This window comes from Nostoc sp., assembly GCF_036919575.1.
Lineage (GTDB): Bacteria > Cyanobacteriota > Cyanobacteriia > Cyanobacteriales > Nostocaceae > Nostoc.
The window spans coordinates 100,958-120,976 of sequence record NZ_JBALBY010000131.1 but is presented as its reverse complement, the minus strand read 5'-3'; the positions used below and the strand labels follow the sequence as shown (position 1 = coordinate 120,976).

Annotated in this window: 19 protein-coding genes and 1 pseudogene; 10 read left to right on the top strand and 10 right to left on the bottom strand. The window is 43.1% G+C overall.

Annotated features, from left to right (window positions below; genetic code table 11):
- Positions 1–4: 4 nt before the first annotated feature.
- The 6 genes from V7K27_RS36120 to V7K27_RS36095 all read right to left on the bottom strand — a co-directional run bounded on the left by V7K27_RS36120 (position 5) and on the right by V7K27_RS36095 (position 5,073).
- Positions 5–1,354: a glutamine synthetase family protein gene (locus tag V7K27_RS36120; protein WP_334953672.1), complete on the bottom strand. Its 1,350-nt coding sequence runs from the start codon at positions 1,352–1,354 to the stop codon at positions 5–7.
- A gap of 142 nt (positions 1,355–1,496) precedes the next feature.
- Positions 1,497–2,270, bottom strand: coding sequence for a 1-(5-phosphoribosyl)-5-[(5-phosphoribosylamino)methylideneamino]imidazole-4-carboxamide isomerase (hisA, locus tag V7K27_RS36115; RefSeq protein WP_334953671.1), 774 nt, complete (start codon positions 2,268–2,270; stop codon positions 1,497–1,499).
- A gap of 249 nt (positions 2,271–2,519) precedes the next feature.
- Entirely contained in the window at positions 2,520–2,819 is a 300-nt protein-coding gene (locus V7K27_RS36110; protein WP_334953670.1) for a DUF3593 domain-containing protein, read from the bottom strand.
- A complete protein-coding gene (locus V7K27_RS36105) occupies positions 2,816–3,151 on the bottom strand; it encodes a DUF2499 domain-containing protein (RefSeq protein WP_334953701.1) in 336 nt (111 codons plus the stop codon). Before V7K27_RS36105 ends, V7K27_RS36110 begins: the two co-directional genes overlap by 4 nt.
- A gap of 123 nt (positions 3,152–3,274) precedes the next feature.
- Positions 3,275–4,255, bottom strand: a complete 981-nt coding sequence (locus V7K27_RS36100; protein WP_334953669.1) for a glycosyltransferase family 2 protein — start codon at positions 4,253–4,255, stop codon at positions 3,275–3,277.
- A 107-nt stretch (positions 4,256–4,362) separates the two neighbouring features.
- Positions 4,363–5,073: a TVP38/TMEM64 family protein gene (locus tag V7K27_RS36095; RefSeq protein WP_334953668.1), complete on the bottom strand. Its 711-nt coding sequence runs from the start codon at positions 5,071–5,073 to the stop codon at positions 4,363–4,365.
- Positions 5,074–5,501: 428 nt separating this feature from the next.
- Here V7K27_RS36095 and csaB point away from each other — a divergent pair, with 428 nt between their 5' ends.
- Complete coding sequence (csaB, locus tag V7K27_RS36090; protein WP_334953700.1) at positions 5,502–6,545, top strand: polysaccharide pyruvyl transferase CsaB; 1,044 nt, start codon at positions 5,502–5,504, stop codon at positions 6,543–6,545.
- A gap of 529 nt (positions 6,546–7,074) precedes the next feature.
- Positions 7,075–8,550, top strand: coding sequence for a glycosyltransferase family 87 protein (locus V7K27_RS36085; protein WP_334953667.1), 1,476 nt, complete (start codon positions 7,075–7,077; stop codon positions 8,548–8,550).
- A gap of 251 nt (positions 8,551–8,801) precedes the next feature.
- Here V7K27_RS36085 and V7K27_RS36080 read toward each other — a convergent pair.
- Positions 8,802–9,074, bottom strand: a pseudogene (locus tag V7K27_RS36080) (laccase domain-containing protein); the annotation flags it as partial.
- A 33-nt stretch (positions 9,075–9,107) separates the two neighbouring features.
- Between V7K27_RS36080 and V7K27_RS36075 the strand changes: the two are divergent.
- Positions 9,108–10,574 carry a glycosyltransferase family 87 protein gene (locus tag V7K27_RS36075; RefSeq protein WP_334953666.1) on the top strand — a complete coding sequence of 489 codons (1,467 nt, stop codon included), beginning with the start codon at positions 9,108–9,110 and terminating at the stop codon, positions 10,572–10,574.
- 133 nt (positions 10,575–10,707) lie between these two features.
- Entirely contained in the window at positions 10,708–10,926 is a 219-nt protein-coding gene (locus tag V7K27_RS36070) for a hypothetical protein (RefSeq protein WP_334953664.1), read from the top strand.
- A gap of 401 nt (positions 10,927–11,327) precedes the next feature.
- On the opposite strand, the gene pgeF is transcribed toward V7K27_RS36070, so the two are convergent.
- Positions 11,328–12,113, bottom strand: coding sequence for a peptidoglycan editing factor PgeF (gene pgeF / locus V7K27_RS36065; RefSeq protein ID WP_334953663.1), 786 nt, complete (start codon positions 12,111–12,113; stop codon positions 11,328–11,330).
- Positions 12,114–12,191: 78 nt separating this feature from the next.
- Here pgeF and V7K27_RS36060 point away from each other — a divergent pair, with 78 nt between their 5' ends.
- Together V7K27_RS36060 and V7K27_RS36055 are read left to right on the top strand one after the other, a co-directional pair.
- Entirely contained in the window at positions 12,192–13,010 is an 819-nt protein-coding gene (locus V7K27_RS36060) for a biotin--[acetyl-CoA-carboxylase] ligase (RefSeq protein ID WP_334953662.1), read from the top strand.
- A 77-nt stretch (positions 13,011–13,087) separates the two neighbouring features.
- On the top strand, positions 13,088–14,668 hold the full coding sequence (locus tag V7K27_RS36055) for a M23 family metallopeptidase (protein WP_334953661.1): 1,581 nt from the start codon (positions 13,088–13,090) through the stop codon (positions 14,666–14,668).
- A 113-nt stretch (positions 14,669–14,781) separates the two neighbouring features.
- Here V7K27_RS36055 and V7K27_RS36050 read toward each other — a convergent pair whose 3' ends face one another.
- Positions 14,782–15,462, bottom strand: a complete 681-nt coding sequence (locus V7K27_RS36050; RefSeq protein WP_334953660.1) for a riboflavin synthase — start codon at positions 15,460–15,462, stop codon at positions 14,782–14,784.
- A 340-nt stretch (positions 15,463–15,802) separates the two neighbouring features.
- Between V7K27_RS36050 and V7K27_RS36045 the strand changes: the two genes are divergently transcribed.
- Together V7K27_RS36045 and V7K27_RS36040 are read left to right on the top strand one after the other, a co-directional pair.
- Complete coding sequence (locus V7K27_RS36045; protein ID WP_012406891.1) at positions 15,803–16,300, top strand: bifunctional nuclease family protein; 498 nt, start codon at positions 15,803–15,805, stop codon at positions 16,298–16,300.
- Positions 16,301–16,482: 182 nt separating this feature from the next.
- Complete coding sequence (locus V7K27_RS36040) at positions 16,483–17,613, top strand: aldo/keto reductase (RefSeq protein ID WP_334953659.1); 1,131 nt, start codon at positions 16,483–16,485, stop codon at positions 17,611–17,613.
- A 393-nt stretch (positions 17,614–18,006) separates the two neighbouring features.
- Here the strand turns inward: V7K27_RS36040 and V7K27_RS36035 are convergent, their stop codons facing one another.
- Complete coding sequence (locus V7K27_RS36035) at positions 18,007–18,726, bottom strand: PPC domain-containing protein (RefSeq protein WP_334953658.1); 720 nt, start codon at positions 18,724–18,726, stop codon at positions 18,007–18,009.
- Positions 18,727–19,322: 596 nt separating this feature from the next.
- On the opposite strand from V7K27_RS36035, the gene V7K27_RS36030 reads away from it, so the two are divergent.
- Together V7K27_RS36030 and V7K27_RS36025 are read left to right on the top strand one after the other, a co-directional pair.
- Positions 19,323–19,568, top strand: a complete 246-nt coding sequence (locus V7K27_RS36030; protein WP_334953657.1) for a type II toxin-antitoxin system Phd/YefM family antitoxin — start codon at positions 19,323–19,325, stop codon at positions 19,566–19,568.
- Complete coding sequence (locus V7K27_RS36025) at positions 19,565–19,966, top strand: type II toxin-antitoxin system VapC family toxin (RefSeq protein WP_334953656.1); 402 nt, start codon at positions 19,565–19,567, stop codon at positions 19,964–19,966. Before V7K27_RS36030 ends, V7K27_RS36025 begins: the two co-directional genes overlap by 4 nt.
- Positions 19,967–20,019 lie beyond the last annotated feature (53 nt).

Below are 20,019 nucleotides of genomic sequence, written 5' to 3'. Positions count from 1 at the left end.
ATCACTAGTATTTCTCTAATAAGGTTTTCACTTCTGCCGTTAATTCCCAATCTTTCATCGCTAGCCACTCCGCTTGACGCACTGCTAAGAAAGCTTTCGCTAACTGGGGATTTAAAGCTGTTAATAGGATATCGTCTTGCTGAAGGTGAGCGATCGCTTCCCCCAGATTATCTGGTAATCGGTCTATTTGATTAGCATTGCGTTCTGCAATTGATAAATATCCAGGGTCTTGATTCACCGGGTTTCCAGGTGTTAGACCACGCTGCACACCATCAAGTCCGGCGGCAATTACTGCACCCATTGCTAAGTAAGGATTAGCTGAGGCATCCACAGTTTTCAATTCCAAGTTGCTCGGACAGCCCAAACCAGGGTTACTGGGGACTCTCACGGCTGCCTCTCGATTATCTAATCCCCAACAGCGAAAAGCACCACTCCAACTATGAGGAACAAGGCGGCGGTAAGAATTAGTACTTGGGGTAGTTAGTGCCATCAGTGCCGGAAGATGGTGTAGAATGCCAGCAATAAATTGTAATGTTACCTCAGAAAGACCACAGATTCCCTGTGGGTCAGGTAAGAGGTTTTTCTCGCCATGCCAAAGGCTCAGATGGATATGACAACCACTACCAGCCGCATCCGGGAAGATTTTGGGTAAGAAGGAAGCAATCAGGTTGTGCTTGTAGGCGATCGCTCTGACGGTTTCTCGAAAAGCAATTTGCCAATCAGCTGCTTGCAAAGCATCGGTATAGCGTATGGAAATTTCCTGCTGACCGGGGCCTGCTTCAGGATAATACTGTTCTACAGGTATGTCTTGAGCGATCAGTGCATCAGCGATCGCATCAATTACTTCTCGGTTAATATCCATTGCCTGAGTTGAGGCAAAAACTGTGGAGTCAGCAGGAATGATTCCTTCAGGTGTTTGCCGAAGTAAGTAAAACTCATTTTCAAATGCTGCCCGAACTTCCCAGCCATTAGATTCGGCTGCCGCAATCATCCGCTTCAAGAAATTTCGCGGGCATAATGGCCAAGCAGAACCATCTAATACCATATTGCCCATAACACGAGCATGACCAGGAGCATAAGGTAAAGGCTTGAGGCTAGACCAATCTGGCACTAAGCGAATTTCACCTACTGGCCCTAAACCAGTTTCTGGCACAACTGCATCATACATCACAGGAATTCCCTGCTGACCTACAGAAATACCCACCCCATGCTCAAAGTACTGATCTAGCATCCCCAGATGTACGGCTTTGCCACGGATAATGTTGGCATTATCGCACCAAAGAACTCGCACGAATTTGACACCAGTTTCTTCAAAAGATTTACGTGTTTTTTCCCAGTTATTTTTTTCAACCATTCTAAAATTGAGGTATTAGGGACTCCCAAATAAAAAATATCCCAAAACTGACATAAAAATCCTCTCTATTTCTCTTCTCTCTGTGTTCTCTGCGTCTCTGTGGTTCGTTTCTTTGGATTTATTTCTTGGAAGTCCCTTAATCTCAAGCAAAAGTAGAAAAACCTAGATTTGGTGGAATATCCTGAATCCGCCCTGGCCCGATCGCTCGTAATGCTTCTTTGAGTAAAATATCCCCAGTATACAAAGCACGTCCGACAATCACACCAGTTACGCCTTGAGGTTCTAACGCCAACAAACTTAACAAATCGGTGACAGAACTTACCCCGCCAGAGGCAATTATTGGGATGGAAATTGCTGCTGCAAGTTCTCGCAAAGCTGACAAATTGGGGCCTGTTAACGTCCCATCACGGTGGATATCTGTGTAAATTATGGCGGTTGCGCCCAATTCTTGCATTTGTACAGCCAGTTGGGTTGCTAAAACTTCTGAGGTTTCTAACCAACCGCGAGTTGCTACGAGGCCGTCACGGGCATCAATCCCGATGATAATTTGTTCGGGAAATTCTGTACACAATTCTTGCACTAGCTGGGGTTGTTCTACGGCGATGGTTCCGAGAATTGCCCACTGTACGCCTAGATTAAATACTTGTTGGACGCTGGTGCGATCGCGCAATCCTCCACCAATTTCAATCGGCACTGACACTGCATCTGCGATCGCTTCAATTGCCCCCAGGTTTACTACTTTACCTGCTTTGGCACCATCTAAATCAACTATATGCAATCTCGTAGCACCTTGATCTACCCACTGTTTGGCAACATCAGCCGGATTTTCGCTAAAAACTTGTGAGCGATCGTAGTCTCCTTGATACAGTCGCACACAGTGACCTTCTAGTAAATCAATCGCTGGAATTACATCCATTTACCTTCTCCTCATAACTCAATGCAATAAAATGCTAGCTATAGCAGTCCTAAATCATTTGTAAAAATAAATTAACCGCAGAGGCGCAGAGAGCGCAGAGAGGAATCGGAGATTTTCACGACTCATTTAGGATTGCTATAGCGTTTCCTAATCACATGAGGTAAATCATAGTCCCCTCCTCGCTTGCGGGGAGGGGGTTGGGGGTGGGGTTCTTGTACCTCACTCAGAACCGCTATATAGCTGAATTTACTATTTTTCATTTTTCATTTTTAATTGCCTGACAGCTTGTCCAAAACCCAGCACAAGCAAGATGTTAGAAAGCGTCAAAAATAGTTCTGCACCGCCGTGCAACCAATCTACATTGGCCAAAGACTCGCCATAATGCAATTGGGCGTAAATTCCGGCTGGGATGGTGACGGCAACAAATACCAGAGTGCCGTAAAATCCATATAGCGCTAAACGCGGCATTTGCGGACTGCGGCTAATAAACCACAAGAAACCCAAATAGGGAAACAGTGAAAGTGCAAACAGGGTTTCTTTAGAAATCATTGCTCTAATTTGATAGGTTTTGGTTCAACAGTGTTAGGAGATTTGGTAGAACGCCAAATCAAAAACGCTGCTGCCCAAAGCGTAAAATTACCAACTAAGGTCATGGTAGCTTGAAGCGTTACCAACCATTCTAGAGATTCGGCGTTCTCAAAATAATGCCAGGTACAAGCACACATAGCGCTGACCAAAGCTGGTAACATGGCCAGGGATAATCCCCACCAATTGCGGTTATTAGTGAGTTCGCCGTAAGTCCAGATTAACCAAATGGCGACAATCCACTCAATAACGCTAGAAATATGAATAATCCAGGTGGGAATTGATAGGGCGTTCATAAAGTTGGGAGTGGGGAGTGGGGAGTTAGGGACTGACAAATAAAAAAATACTCAACTACTTCTTGTGGGGTGAGCGACACCAGAGCCCGTATACAATAAAGATTCTTATTTGTGAGCGTCTTCTCAATTATCTAGTTTGTCAGAATTGTTCGTTGAGTTGGAAGATTTGGAAGAGAAACCACCTACCTCTGCTAAAGTATAGAGGGGTCTGGCTTTAACTTCTTCGTAGATGCGTCCTATATATTCGCCTAAAATACCAATACTGACTAACTGCACAGATCCGAGAAAGAAAATTGCCATCAAAATAATCGTAAACCCGGCTAAAGGCGAATGGGGGACAAAAAGACGCCAATACAAAACTAATAAAGCCATGAAGATGGCCGCCGCCGCCGCGATTAACCCTAAGTAGGTTGATAACCGCAGTGGCACTATTGAAAAGGACACTAAACCATTGATGGCAAGCGCCAAGGATTTACTGAAAGTGTATTTAACTTGCCCAGCAAAGCGGGGGTTGCGCTCGAACCGAATTGCTGTTTGCTGAAAGCCAACCCAAGAACGCAGACCACGAATATAGCGGTTGCGTTCTGGCATAGAATTGAGAATATCTACGATCTGCCGATCCATTAAACAAAAATCACCAGTATCAGTAGGAATCTCTACATCTGCAAGTTTCTTCAGGACGCGATAAAATAAGTAGGCAGTAAAACGCTTAAACCATCCTTCCTTGAGGCGTTGAGTGCGTTGAGCATAGACGACCTGATAGCCCTGTCGCCATTTTTCAACCATATCGGGGATTAGTTCTGGTGGATCTTGTAAGTCAGCATCAAGGACGATAATAACTTGACCCCGGACAAAATTAAGACCAGCAGTAACTGCAATTTGATGACCAAAGTTCCGAGCAAAGCTCAGATAGCAAATGCGCGGGTCTTTTTGATGGAGGTCTCGTAGTAGTTGTAGGGAGCGATCGCGGCTACCATCATTAATTAAAATTAATTCCACAAGACCATCCATCCGATTCATTACTGCACTCAGTCTGCGGTATAGTTCGGGAATAATTTCTTCTTCGTTATAAATTGGAACAATCAATGAATACTTTGGTAGCATTTAAAAACCTTGTTTAATTTTTGAACAGCCAAGCTGACAGACTGCTTGTAATCATAAAGGTTTGCTTCTCAGTATACCTAGCAAGACTCAAGTCAGATTGTTATAGTTTATTTATTCTTTGGGTTGATGTCATCTAAAGAGTCTGATTCTTTAAGCTTTTCTACAGCTTTTTTGGGAAAAGTCCGACGATGGCGATACCAAGTAGACCCTGCTACCAGCGTTCCAGTTAAGCCTAAAGCGAGTACTAGCGGCAAGAAATCGCCTGTATTAACTGCCTTCAGACCAGAACTACCTAGTAATACAAAAGGTAAGACACTAGGAACAGTACCAAGTGTTGTACCTAGAACATAATCTTTAAAACTGATCGAAGTTAGTCCAGCGACAAAGTTGACCAAGCCATAGGGCATAATCGGTACTAATCGGATGGCAAACATATAAAAAAGCCCTCCACGACGCACCTCAGCATCCATAGCTTGCCAGCGTCCTGCTAGTCGTTTTGCAACTGTTTGGCGTCCAATAGTCCGAGTAAAAACAAAGGCAATTATTGCCGCAATGATAGCTCCAACACTAGTCCAAACAGTACCCAGCCAAGGGCCAAAAATTGCACCTCCAGTCAAATTGAGTACCGTTGAGGGCAAAACTAACATGGTTGCCACAACGTACAAAGCAATATAAATAATCGGTGCCCAGATACCAGAAGATTTCAGCAAAGCTTGAATTTGTGCTGGTTCAATGCCGCCAAGAAGATATACCGCTATACCAGTTGCAATTATGCAACTCAGTGTGAGTAGCAAAATACCAGCTTTCAAGTTCCACATTAGAACTCTACTCCTACTTTTTGTGTAACAAAACCCATCTTTTTCAAATTTAAATCCTTGTAGAGACGCGAAATTTCGCGTTTCTACATTCTTTTTCGCCAGATGTCTATTGTATTAGATAGTTTTAGCGATCAGTGATCATAACCTTTATCCAAGCACAGACCAAAAAACCGCAAGGTAGCAAGACTTCTGTCGATGAAACCGGAAGTGAACACTTCGGAGTCGCAAAAATGTCGGTAATTATAGCGGCTGCCATACTGGTTAGAACAAGTCTGCTATGGAGAGCTGTGACAGTAGCTTTCTGACGATTTGCCAATATCCTAAGCTGTCTGACCACTGCGATAAACTTGGGAATGAGTTTACCATCTGTATGGGGGACAGAGATTTATTTAACAATAGCTATTAATCCAAAATCCAAAATGGTCAAGATGCGGGCATTATTGTCTGGATATTACGGTAAAGGTAATGGTGGTGACGAAGCTTTGTTGGCAACACTTTTGCAAATGTTACCATCTGACGTAACGCCTGTGGTGCTTTCTGGTAATCCAGAGGAAACGCGCGATCGCTACAATGTAGAAACCTACGATCGCATGGCTCCCTTACCTGTACTGCAAGCTTTGCGCTCTTGCGATGCCTTCATTTGGGGCGGCGGGAGTCTCATTCAAGATATTACCAGTACTGTCAGCCCATTTTATTATGGGGGACTGATGGCATTGGCGCAGAAAATGGGTTTGAAAACCATTGCTTGGGCGCAGGGTATTGGCCCTTTGGTGCGTCCGCAAACTCGCTGGTTGGCAAGGCGAACCTTTAGTAATTGTACCAAAATCAGTGTCCGCGATCGCGCCAGTGCTGCTTTATTATCTGATTGGCAAATTCCTTGTATTATAGCTCCTGACCCGGTTTGGGCGTTGGAGTCAAAACCAGTACCGGGACTTTGGGATTTACCTGCGCCGAGAGTTGCGGTAACGTTGCGATCGCATCCCCAACTTACAGAAACACGTCTAGCAAATTTAACCCGTGCTTTGGTTGACTTTCAAAAAGCCACACAAGCATTTATTTTATTACTACCATTTCAAAAAAGTGAAGATTTAAGTATTGCCGAAGCTATTCAACCACACCTTAAAGATGTCAGCCAGATTTTATGTCTTGAAGATCCGCAACTTTTGAAAGGTGTGTTTCGCGGTGTCGAGATGGCAATTGGGATGCGCCTGCACAGCTTAATTATGGCAGCCTCTGAAGGTTGTCGCTGCTTTGCTCTCAGTTATGACCCGAAAGTAAATCGGCTTATGGAAGACTTGGAAATGGCTGGATGGGATTTAGCAAGTTTACCCGATGACCCCAATTTGATTGGTCTGACTTGGATGGAGCATTACGCCAATGGTGAGCCGTTATCACCAGAGCAAATCCAATCTTTAGTAGATCGGGCATTAATGCACCGCGAGTTATTCAGCCAAGCTTTTTGTAATAATTAAGACCAAAACCCCAATAACTGGGCATATTGCACGCAACCGAGAACCGCTACAGGTAATCTTAGAGGAGGTTTCAAAAGTATTATTGCTAACACCAAAACCTCAGAAACCTAACCCCCCGAACAAGCCTTACCTACAAGGGAATCGGGGTTTAAAAGCCTTTTTCCGAAGCGGGGCTACCGTGTACACACAAGTCTTCAAATTACCCTGTCATGACTTTAATCCCTCTCCTTGCTAAGGAGAGGGACAGGTTTTGCCTAACATAAACCAGGGTGAGGTTTTCTTAAGCTATTCGATAAACCGTAAATTGTGTCTAGAGAGACTTATGTGTACACCGTAGCCGAAGCGGGGAGAGGAATGCAAGCAGGCTTTTTGGTATACTCTACGACTTTTCAAACATCCTATTATGGCGGGAAGAGAGTAATTGTCAAAGTTTTGTAAATTTATCATGAAAATACTATAGTATCGTTTATTACGAATGACTTCAGCGATATTATGTAGGATATACAGAAATAATTAGTGAGATCATTTGATGATAAGCTTTGGCTTTTGGAACCTATTTATAGTAATTGTAGTTGCTTTAGTTCTCAAAAATAATTGGCGATTAGATGATGAGAAGGCAGTGTGGAAAAATTCTTTATTCTTAAAATCTTCTGTAATCCAACGGTTGATGCAATTTTTCCGTCAACCAATTGTTAACTTTCTGATCCAAGCAAGTGTTGTATTAGTCGTTACAAGATTCCTTTGTTATACAGGTTGGCTAGTTTATTTACTAAATCAACCAGATCCACCTTTATGGGATTTTAAGTGGTTTTATGTGGCGAGTAAATTGGCTCATCAGCATTTGAGTCCCTTTAATGTCGAGATTTTTAACCAAAGTTTCTGTACCCTAACTAAGACGTGTGGTTTTATTCCACCCTTTGTCTATCCACCTAATATTATTCCTCTGATCTGGTTTCTCGGTTATTTTTCGAGCAACACTGCATTTACAATCTGGATTGCAATGCATATATTAGCAATCGGTTTGGCCTTGTGGGGAGCGAATATCCTGCTGGAATCGAAGTCGCCAGCTTTCAGAACTATTTGCACAATCTCGGTTGCCTTAATTTATGGCTTAGTTCGCGATCTTCAAGTTGGGAATATTGCGATTTTCGTTGTAGTTTTGATCTTATGGATGTTTATCTTGGCTAGAAAACATCAGGATATTCCAGCCGGAATTTGCTTAGGTATTGCCGTTTGTAAACCAACATTAGCTGTATTATTCATTCTGTATTTTCTACTTAAAAGACGGTTTTCTCTAGTTGTTGTATCTGTTGTCACAGCAACTTCTCTAATATTTTTAGGTCTAGCCTTGACGGGCAATTCTTTGACACAATTCCTACCAGATGCATCTAGGGGATTTTCACTCTGGATAAATGATCCATCGAATAGTCCCTATCTTTCGATTAGTCGCCTTGATTTGATGGTTGTGGGTCCAAGATTATTCCCCAATAATCCATTGCTGGCAAAGCTATTCTCAGACTTCATTGTTTTAATACTTGTTGGTTTGGTGGGTTGGTATTGGTATCTACAACAATCTCTCACAGCCTGGTCAAAGAAAATCTACTTAGCAGAAATGGTACTAGTTTCTTGTTTGAGTATTGCCATCAACTATTCACAGCAAACTAGTTCTGTGATGTTAATACCTGCTGTTGTTTTTTTGCTAAATGATTTGCTGCATCAGATTAGGCATTGTACATTTTCTAGGAAAAGAATGTCTGTTTGGTTAGCAGGGGTTTGCTGTCTAGCGGTACAAACAGGAGTCATTCATGGCTGGCTCATCGGTTCTCTAGCAAAACGATGGAATGTAAAAGCAGGGGAATTGCCATACATTATCAAAGTAACAATCTTCGCTCTACCAAGTTATGCGATTTTAGGAATCACCCTGAGTATTTTAGTCTTAGCAATTAGTTCCCTGCGTCAAAAACAGGGTGTGAAATTTAAACCTTTGAATTGGATGTCAACTTAGTACATTAGGAGTCATACAGCAGAATTCAGAATTAAGGAGCAAAGCCGGAGACGCTCCTGCCTTGGCGTCAGAATTCAGAAGTAAAACAGGCTTCATACCTGTCTTTGAGACGAATCGTTGTGTACTTCACTTTCCTTGAAATCTGCTGTAAGTAAGTGGGCGTGAATAATTAAATTTACATTGCGTAACATAGTTTGATTTATTCTGGCCTATTTACTTAGATTTGAAGCTCTTTTTTGGGTGTTTTTTGTCTAAGTCCTACTAACAATACTTGACCACTGCACTTTCTTCTCTTTCTCCCGGCGGTAAGAAAAGAAATGCCCTGGAGTTTGGAAAGTACAATCAGGTGCAAGGTGCGATCGCAATTTATTCTACACTAATCCCCAAATTTTCCTGTAAGCTATTCACTCGCCGGACATCCAGCCGTACCTTACCTGGATTGGGATCTTCTAGCAAAGGTGAATTTAGTAGCTCATGTAATGCAATTATAATTTTTTTTGCTCGTCGTGATCTGGTATAATGCTGGAAATTAATAATTAATTATTTAGATCATTCTGATGATAAGCTTTGGCTTTTGGAACCTACTTATAGTAATTGTAGTTGCTTTAGTTCTCAAAAATAATTGGCGATTAGATGATGAAAAAGCAGCCTGGAAAAATTCTTTATTCTTAAAATCTTCTGTAATCCAACAGTTGATGCAATTTTTTAGTCAACCGATTGTTAACTTTCTCGTCCAAGCAGGTGTTGTCTTAGTCGTTACAAGATTCCTCTGTTATACAGGTTGGCTAATTTATTTCCTAAATCAACCCAATCCACCCTTATGGGATTTTAAGTCGTATTATGTGGCGAGTAAATTGGCTCATCAGCATTTGAGTCCCTTTAATGTCGAGATTTTTAACCAAAGTTTCTGTACCTTAACTAACGTGTGTGGATTTATTCCACCCTTTGTCTATCCACCTAATATCATTCCCCTGATCTGGTTTCTCGGTTATTTTTCGCTCAATACAGCATTTACAATCTGGGTTGTAATGCATATATTAGCAATCGGTTTGGCCTTATGGGGAGCGAATATCCTGCTGGAGTCAAAGTCGCCAGCTTTCAGAACTATTTGCACAATCTCGGTTGCCTTGATTTATGGCTTAGTTGACGATCTTCATGTTGGTAATGTTGCCATTTTCGTTGCAGTTCTGATCTTATGGATGTTTATCTTGGCTAGAAAACATCAGGATATTCCAGCAGGAATTTGCTTGGGGCTTGCCCTTTGTAAACCAACATTAGCTGCATTATTCGTTCTATATTTTCTACTTAAAAGACGGTTTTCTCTAGTTTTTATATCTGTTGTCACAGTAACTTCTCTAGTATTTTTAGGTCTAGCCTTGACGGGGAATTCTTTGACACAATTCCTATCGGATGCATCTAGGGGATTTTCACTCTGGCTAAATGATCCATCAGTTAGCCCCTATATTTCGATTAGTCGCCTCGATTTGATGGTCGTGGGTCCGAGATTCTTTCCCAATAATCCATTCTTTGCCAAGCTTTTGTCAGACTTAATTGTTCTGATACTTATTGGTTTAGTGGGTTGGTATTGGTATTTACAACAATCTTTCACAGCCTGGTCAAAGAAAATCTACTTAGCAGAAATGGTGCTAATTTCTTGCTTGAGTATTGCCATCAACTATTCACAGGAAACTAGTTCTGTGATGTTAATACCTGCTGTTGTTTTTTTGCTAAATGATTTGCTGTATCAAATTAGGTATTGTGCATTCTCTATGAAAAGAATGTCTGTTTGGTTAGCAGGAGTTTGCTGTCTTGCAATACAAACAGCAGTTATTCATGGCTGGCTCATCGGCTCTCTAGCAAATCACTGGAATGTGAAAGCAGGGGAATTGCCCTACTTGATGAAAGTAACTATCTTCGCTCTACCGAGTTATGCGATTTTAGGAATCACCGTGAGTATTTTAGTTTTAGCAATTAGTTCCCTGCGTCAAAAACAGGTTATGAAATTTGAATCATTGAATCATTGAATCCGGTGTCAAATTAGAACATCAGGAGTCATAAGTAAGTGGGCATGAATAATTAAAGGTTTGTAGTAAGGCGGCTCTAGTCCTTAAGTTTTTATCTAGATATGAACAGGGAAAATTTTAGTTATGACGATTAATGAGCGCACAAATCGAGATGCAGACAGCACGAGGGGAAGCACGATTTGATGTCTATGAAGGCAAACTCATCATTGACGGAACTGAATTTGTAATTCCTGTTCATGTTGGAGATGATATCCCTGATACCATCATAGGTTGCTTGTGGCTGGACATCATGCAGTTGATCGTTAACAAACCGAAAGGAATATTAACCCTTGAGATAGTGGTGAGCAGTTAAGTTCCCTAAACCAATTCAGTCAAGACTTAGCAAGAATATTTTCCATATCCAAGTTCCGATCTCATACAGTTTCACTTTAATAATGATACAAATACGTTGGTAGGGGCACAGCAATGCTCATGCGTGTCAACTTAAGCTCAAACCCCTTTAAAACCTCGTTTCTAGCCTCTGGCTAGAAATGCAGATCCTGGTGGCTTTGCCGCAAGTTACGGAGGCGGAGCCTCTCCGACGGGCATTCCCAGTCAGAGACTGGGAACGAGACTATCTCTAAAAGCTGGTTTTAGGCTGGCTTTCACGTTAAGTTGACACCAATGAGCAATGCTGTGCCCCTACGAGAAATCTATATGTATCAGGGTTTGTCTGAAATGGTATCAGACGAGAATCTAATTTGAAAATAGGGATTACTGATTTGTTTTGCCACTAACAATCCCTGACCATTGAACTTTTTTCTCTTTCTCTCGGCGGTAAGAAAAGAAATGCTCTGGAGTTTGGAAAGTACAATAAGGTGCGATCGCAATTTGTTCTGCACTAATTCCCATATTTTCCAGTTGTAAAATATTCACTCGTCGGACATCCAGCCGTACCTTTCCAGCATTGGGATCTTCTAGCAAAGGTGAATTTGGTAGTTCATGTAATGCAGTTATAATTTTTTCTTCCTCGTTATGTGGTATAATGCTAACGCCAATTTCGGCAGCCACATCGATAGAGACTTGGTAAACCTCACCAGCGATCGCCGGACCCATTGCAATTCTCAAATCATCGAGTTTACTGCCTTGAGATTGTAACCGAGCGATCGCAAGAGGCACAATCTTTTTAGCAGTCCCCCGCCAGCCTGCGTGTAATGCTGCCACCTGTCCAGTTTTGATATCCCCAATCAGCACAGGTGTACAATCTGCACTAGCTACCCAGAGTGCTTGTAGAGGCTGTTCGCTAATTAAACCATCTGCCGATGCTAAATCCTCTTCATGAGTGCTTAAGAGGCTGTCAATTTCTTGGGGGGTGAGAACAGTATTGCCATGAACCTGCTTTAAGCGATAGACTGATGCCTCTGGTTGCAATACTTCTGTGATAACTTGTGGCGATCGCGGCCAAAACTGCTGGGTAAAGAAGCCGTGATGCCAACCTTCCAGAATACTACAAGTTAGATAGGGCAGTCCTTGCCAATTGCGCCAGTACCAAGTGTGCATCTTCAACCAAACCTAAACGGAACATCACTCATCAGCCAATCAATGCTAACTTGAACAACGGAATTTGGGTTAACTGCTGTGGGATTTAATCTGCAAAACTTGGAAGCAGCCCTGAAAGCAGGGCGTAAGTATACACATATACCATTTTCCCTCCACTTTTTTGAAAGCGTCTCCTCAACTAACCAAACTCTTTGGGACTTGCTCAACCAAGGAGCTATTTCAGGAACAGTAGTAATCGCAACTGAGCAATCTGCTGGGCGGGGACAATGGGGACGCCAGTGGATTTCTCCTATTGGGGGATTATATCTTTCCGTGGCGATTTCTTTCGACCATAAAATAGAGGCTACTGACAGCTACCAGCTAACTTTTGCTACCGCTTGGGGAATTGCGTCTCAATTGCGCCAGCGCGGTATAGATGTTGGGATAAAATGGCCCAATGATTTAGTTTTAAATGGTCGCAAACTAGGCGGCATTTTGACAGAAACCAAAGTAAACAAAGGACAAATTACGCAAGCAGTAATTGGTGTTGGTATTAACTGGACAAACTCAGTACCCGAAACTGGAATCAATCTGGAATCGTGGCAAGCTTCCCAAGATTTCAGACCAATTTCTTGTCTGGAAATGCTAACCTCTACAGTCTTATTGGGAATAGAATCCGGTATGGAGTGCCTTTGCCAAGAAGGAGTAAACATACTCTTGTCTCGCTATCTAGACTTGCTTACAAACATGGGCGATCGGGTGTACGTTAATAATCTTTCAGGTATTGTAGTTGGGGTGACATCTCAAGGAAATTTACGAGTTGATTTAGAAACTCATGATACAAAGGAACTAATTACACCGGAAATTTATATTGAACCCGGTACAATCAGTTTGGGGTACCATAAATCTTCCGTTTAAATTTGAGGTTTGTTCAAAATTTAGCTCTTTGACTGACATCATCTCTTTAGGCTAATTACACACAACTGAGAGAACAAATGACGCAGCGCAATAATTCTGCCCATGATCGTTTGCATTACTTATCGCGGCGAGGTCTGACGAAAAAACGCTTTGCCTCGACGCTACCAGCACAGAGCCTCTGTTGGCTGAGTAGCGTTAGCCTCCTCAGTGGCGGCTTCGTGTTTGCCCAAACGGAAACACAAATAGATAACATCGTTCCCACTGTTGAAAGTTCCCAGCCAACAGCAGTTACAAATCCAGTTAAAGTCTCGACTCCGCTCGGCTTAAAAAAACAGGCTGTTGCACCAGAAGCAGTGTCAGCGCAACCGGAATTTTCCCAACGGCGAGCCAAACTCAGACAGAGATTAGGTAAGCCAGAGGTTGCTCAATCAAAAGAGCCAGTTAGCCAGTCTACACCCAAAATCGAAGTTGCTGAACCTGTTGTAATTATCAGGCAGTCAAAGCCGAAAGTAGAAACCTCCCAGGTTACTCCTGCAAGGGTGAGACAGGAAAAACCCAATACCCCTGCCCGCTCTTTACCTGAAAAACTTCCAGAAGTTGCTCAACCATCAAATAACTCGAACAGTACTGTCAGTGCAACGGCGGAGAAAACCAAGGATTATAATAACGCCTATATTGATCCTAATAGTTATGACAGTGGTGCTACAGGTACTTATCAAGCACCAAATTCCGTAATTCTCACAGACCGTTCCAGTGGTTGCCGAGCCATTTTGCCGTCAGGACAAAGCGTATTAGGCGGCGTTTGCGCCAAAGTACCCCAAAGGAATGTAGCTGATTCTAATGGTAAACCAGCACCTACTTGGCTCAGAAGAAGTCAAAACGCACAATTAGCAAACGTTCCACCAGTGCGTCAGGTTGCAACTACTGGCAACACTAGCAGATGGCGTCCTACTCAAAGTGATTCTAGCGGTAACACTAAGAGCGCATTTCGCCCGAATCGGTTTATCCCGAATCCCGGCGAGTTCAGCCCCACAACAGTGAGTGCAACTCCCATCACGCCGAGCGGTGGGACTTTACCTCCACCAATGGCAGATGGCAACATTGCACCCCGCCCCAGCACAGTAGCTTACGACTTCTCACTGGCATCAGTATTGCCGCAAATCCCCTACACGGGGAGAGTCGCCTATAGTGGTACGGGACTGATGTATCCATTGTCTATTCCCGCTCCCATTACCTCGTTGTTTGGTTGGCGAGTTCATCCAATCACAGGTAATCAACGCTTCCATGCTGGTACAGACTTGGGTGCGCCTACGGGAACACCAGTTTTGGCAGCTGCTGCTGGTCAAGTGGAAACTGCTAACTGGATGGGTGGTTATGGTTTAACCGTTATCCTAAATCACAAATCTGCTGAACAAACTCTTTACGGTCACATGTCAGAAATCCTTGTTCAACCCGGTCAGTGGGTACAACCTGGAACTGTCATCGGGCGAGTTGGCAGCACTGGGGCTTCCACAGGTCCTCACCTGCATTTTGAAGTCCGTCACCTAACACAAGATGGGTGGGTTGCTGTTGACCCAGGTGTGCAATTACAGTCCGCCCTCAGCCAGTTAGTGCGCGGCTTGCAAACCGCCCAGGTAAGCCAACAACCAGGCGGCTAGAAGGGGACCGGGGATGAGGGAGATGAGGGAGATGAGGGGGATGAGGGAGAAACCAATGCCCCATGCCCCATTCTCAATACCCCACTCCCTACTCCCTACTCCCTATTCCCCAATTAGAGATACCCATGTTCTGCTAAGAATGTGGGCGTAATGCCATCTATACTAGTTTCATCAGGGGCTGTGGTGTGTGGGTTGCCAGAGTAAAGGAATTTTTCGACGTATTTGCCGAGAATATCCCCTTCTAGATTCACTAAACTCCCAGAAACTAAATAGCGAAGATTTGTCTCGGTGTATGTGAGGGGAATTACCGCCACTTTGAATTGGGAGAGTTCTGGCTGATATGCGGCGACTGTGAGGCTGATGCCATTGACCGCTATACTACCTTTAGGGACAATGTACCGTGCGATCGCCTCGGATGCAATAAAGGACATTTCCCAAGAGCTAGCCGTTTGTTCTGTCACTAGCAATCGACCGATGCCGTCTACATGACCCATCACAAAATGACCGCCAACTTTGCCACCGACTCTTAGCGACGCTTCTAAATTGACATATCTCTGTTGGGTTTGTTCACCTCCCAACGTCGTGCGGCGTAGAGTTTCCGGTGAAGCAGTGGCAATAAACCCGTCTTTTAAAACTTTTTCCACTGTCAGGCAAACACCATCTACAGCAACACTGTCACCATAAGCCAAATCCTGCATAATTACTTCACCCGACTGGCTTACACAAGTAATTTGCCAAGAATCGCCCCCTAAGGGTTCCATCGTTCCTAATGCCTGGATTAATCCTGTAAACACGGCTTTTTTGTCAAACTAACTCTATTTATTGCCTAATTTTGGCTGAAATCAATTGGTAATTGTCACAGAAATCTCAAATATCCAAGTATATTTTTTGACTTTTTTTCGGATAGGGATATTAACACATTAGCATCCTTCACAAGGCATACTTGGGTAAGAAGGTTATTGTCTAAGAAGACCAATTTGACTTACTCTGGTTTTCACCACAAGTTCGGAGTTTAATAGAAGCAATTATAGAGAACGAATGCTTATGTTTATTCCTGTCGTCAAACCGCCCAAGAAATGGTGCTATTTATTACACAGCATCCAAGGCTCTCAAAGGATTGTAGAGGCTTAGGCAATGATTGAAATGAAAGTCGCTGGCATAGCATTAGATGCCATAACTCGCAGCCCGATCGTACTTTTGAAAGATTCTTCAGATCGGCGGGCTTTGCCAATTTACATTGGTCAGGAACAGGCTAGGGCAATTATGGGCGCACTGGAGAATCAGAAGCCTCCTAGACCCTTAACCCACGACCTGATTGTGAATCTTCTGGAGACTTGGAACATGACTCTAGAAAAGGTGATTATTCATTCCCTACAAAAGGATACATTTTATGCAGCTTTAATTGTCCAGCAAGGCGAAGTCAAAAAAGAAATTGACGCACGTCCTAGCGATGCGATCGCCATTGCCCTCCGTACAAATACCCCCATCTGGGTCATGGAAGAAGTGATTGCCGATGCTTCTATCCCTGTTGATCGCGATGCAGATGAAGCCGAACAGCAAGCCTTCCGTGAATTTATTTCCAATCTCCGTCCTGAAGATTTGATTAAGCGCTTTGGTAATGGCGACAGCTAAATAAAGTTATGAGTTATGAGTTATGAGTTAGGAGTTATGAGTGATTTTGCTTCAACTCCTAACTCCTAAGCAAAAAAAGTTAGGAGTTAAAGTTATGAATTACTTCCTTCAACTTCTAACTCCTGTACAGACGCGATTAATCGCGTCTCTCCTAACTTCTAACTCCTAATTTTTTGTTAAAGATGCAATACCGACGCTTTGGGAAAACGAATCTGCACCTCTCGGTTTTTTCTCTGGGAACAATGCGCTACTTGGCTTCTTTTGAAAATGCTCACCAGACCATCGAACAAGCCTTAGCGCTAGGAATTAATCATCTAGAAACCGCCAGAGGTTATGGCAAAAGTGAGGAGTATCTTGGTAGGGCGCTAAAAGTTGGGTTGTCAGTACCCCGAACGAGGCTTCACGTCACTACCAAAATCTCAGCCACAGCAGATGCTGACACCATGCGTCGGTGCATCGACGAGTCGCTAGAACGATTACAGCTAGATTATTTAGATTGCTTAGGTATTCATGGGTTGAACACTTGGGAACATTTGGAATGGGTGCAAGCCAAAAATGGCTGTATGCAAGCTGTAGAAGAAGCTGTTGCTGATGGTCGAGTGCGACACGTTGGTTTTTCTACCCACGGATCATTAGAGGTAATTCAGGCTGCAATAAATACAGATTTTTTTGAATTTGTCAATCTGCATTATTACTATTTTTTCCAAAGAAACGCACCAGCGATTCAGCTAGCAGCTGAGAAAGATATGGGCGTTTTCATAATTTCCCCTGCTGATAAGGGAGGACGCCTCTACACGCCACCCCAAATCCTAAAAGACCTATGTCAGCCGTATTCACCCTTAGAATTAAGTTATCGATTTTTACTTGCTGATAAGCCTATTACTACTTTGAGTATAGGGCCAGCAAACCCAGATGAATTAAGGGAACCTTTGCGAGTCGCTGACCATGATGGAGAGTTAATATCAGCAGAAATTTCTGCTTTCCAGCAATTAGAAAATCATCAAAAAGTTGCTTTGGGAACTGATAAGTGTAGCCAGTGTTATGATTGTTTGCCCTGCCCAGAAAATATAAATATTCCAGAGGTATTGCGGTTACGTAATCTCGCAGTGGCATACGACATGAAAGACTATGGACAATATCGTTATGGAATGTTTGAAAATGCCGGTCACTGGTTCCCTGGAATGAAAGGCAACCGATGTACAGAATGCGGTGACTGTTTGCCTCGCTGTCCAGAAAAGTTAGATATTCCGGCTTTATTAGAAGATACTCACGAAAGATTAAATGGGAAAGCAGGTAGGAGATTGTGGGGATAAAAATCTAAACAGGAGTCAGAATTCAGAATTCTGAATATCCGTTAAGGACTTCCAGAAAATAAAATAAACAAGTGGAACCATTGACTATCGCAACAATGGCAAAAACCAAAAAAGAAAAGTCCTTGAACGGCATTCAGTAGAACTTAATACATTGCAATGCTGACATACAGCAGATTTCAAGGAAAGTGAAGTACACAACGATTCGTCTCAAACCCAGGTATAAAGCCTGTTTTACTTCTGAATTCTGACGCCAAGCCGACGAGCGTCTCCGGCTTTGCTCCTTAATTCTGAATTCTGCTGTAAAAGCTATCCTGACTTTTCTATGCTAACAGTCGAATAGTTTGCATAACTGGGGAGTTAGTCAATACTTTTCAAACATCATCTCACAGTTAGCTATACAGGAGCCGCAGTCAGGCTGTAGTTGATCGGGTCGCCGGAAGATTGATAGACCTGGACAAAGTAGTTATCACCAGGATTCAAAAAATTGGTAATTACATCATTTGAGCCGGAACCAAGATCTGAAGTGGTAATGACCTCGCCAGGATCAACCACGAAATTGCTATTAATATCCTGAATAAGTCGGAGATCAGGATCCTCAGACTTGATCGGATGGAGGGTAAACGTGAAACTGCCAGCCGTGTTCACAACGAAATTATAGATATCAGAGGTATCATTGTTGCTCAAGGAGTCTTTAAAGCTTCTGGAACTCGTTAGAGGGCCAATTAGGACATCGCTGGGCAGGAGGTTACTGGCTGATCCAAAGGGAGTGGTTGATAGGCTCAAATCATAATTACTATTGTTAGTAGAATACCGATTAACTTGAGCTACGTAAGCTCCTGCCGCCTGGTTTGCAATGTTAATTGAATCATCCGAGGTGCCATCACCAGATGAACTACCAACCTGCGTGTCACCAGCATCAACAATTCCATTACCGTTCAAGTCCTGGAAAACTTTGACATCAACATCAGCGCTCAAGCCCGTGAGAGCCACGTTGATGTTACCGCTAGTAGCTAGGCTGAAACTAAAGGTGTCTTGCGGGTCGCTGTCGCCAACAAAGTTATTAACAATGGTTGCGTTATCACTGAGTGTACCAAGGCTAAATTCTGCTGCCATTTTCTTACTTCCTTAGATATTAAAAGTGATTTATGATACATAATACGAGGCAGATAGAAAAACCAAGAGAGCAATGCTCCCCCTAACTAAAATGTTAGGAACATAATCATAGCATAATATGTGCCGTAAGAGGTTGTTTGAAAAGTGTTTCGCTATTTTATCGAACAACAATATTGGCGCCAGTCGTCAGAATTCATGTTAGGTATTCTGACCGAAAAAGCGGATGAATAATCGGCGTTTTTGCACCCCCACGAAATTGAAAATTTGTTGCATTGGCGTAGAAGGCAGAGATTGAGCAAGTATTGACTTTGCAATTGAAGCATCAATTGCAAAGTCAATACTTGCCCTAGGCGATCGCCCTACTTTGACCTGTGCAATTGCACCCTCTGGAGCTATATGTATAACGACGTATAACAGTTCGCTTGAGCGGCTGTAAGTAACCTCGAACTCAGCACCAAGATATTTCGGCAGTCCGCTCCAAGCATATTGTTATGCCGCGCTGTCTGCCAAGTTGTCTGAGAGCAATACTTAAAGAGTCTTGTATTACAAGATTTGATTAGACTAAACTAAGTTTATAGACTTAGTTTCATAAGAAAATGGAAACTGTAAATATCCATCAAGCCAAAACAAACCTCTCACGCCTGTTGTCCCGTGTAGAACTTGGGGAAGAAATTATTATTTCAAACCGAGGCATCCCAATTGCAAAGTTGGTTCCGTTTCATATCTCATCTAATCGGCGAACCAGTTTAGGGCTGGATCGAGGGCGTTTTATTGTGCCAGATGACTTTGATGCTCCTTTGCCAGAGGAAATCTTGGCAGCATTTGAGGGTAATGAAGAGTGAAACTCTTGTTGGATACTCAATGCTGGTTGTGGTGGTTTGCCCAGCCAGAGCGGTTGAATGAGGAAGCAATTACAAACATTGCCGATCAAACAAACGAGTTGTGGTTCTCTGTTGCTAGCATTTGGGAAATAGGTATCAAAGTTGCGATTGGAAAGCTACCATTGCCAGAACCACCAGATAGCTACATTTCTAGCCGTATGGGTCAGTTAGGTGTGAAATCGTTAGAAATTACAGCAACTCACGCTTTACGAGCGGCTGCATTGCCTTTGCATCACCGAGATCCGTTTGACAGAATGTTGATTGCACAGGCACAGTTGGAAGGCATGACACTTGTGAGTGCTGATACAACACTCAGGCAGTACAGCGATGTTTCAATTCTTTGGGCAGCCAATTCGTGAAAGTTAGTCGTATCGCGGGATTGCCATTCCGCTATCGGCAACCCCTCCTTTGG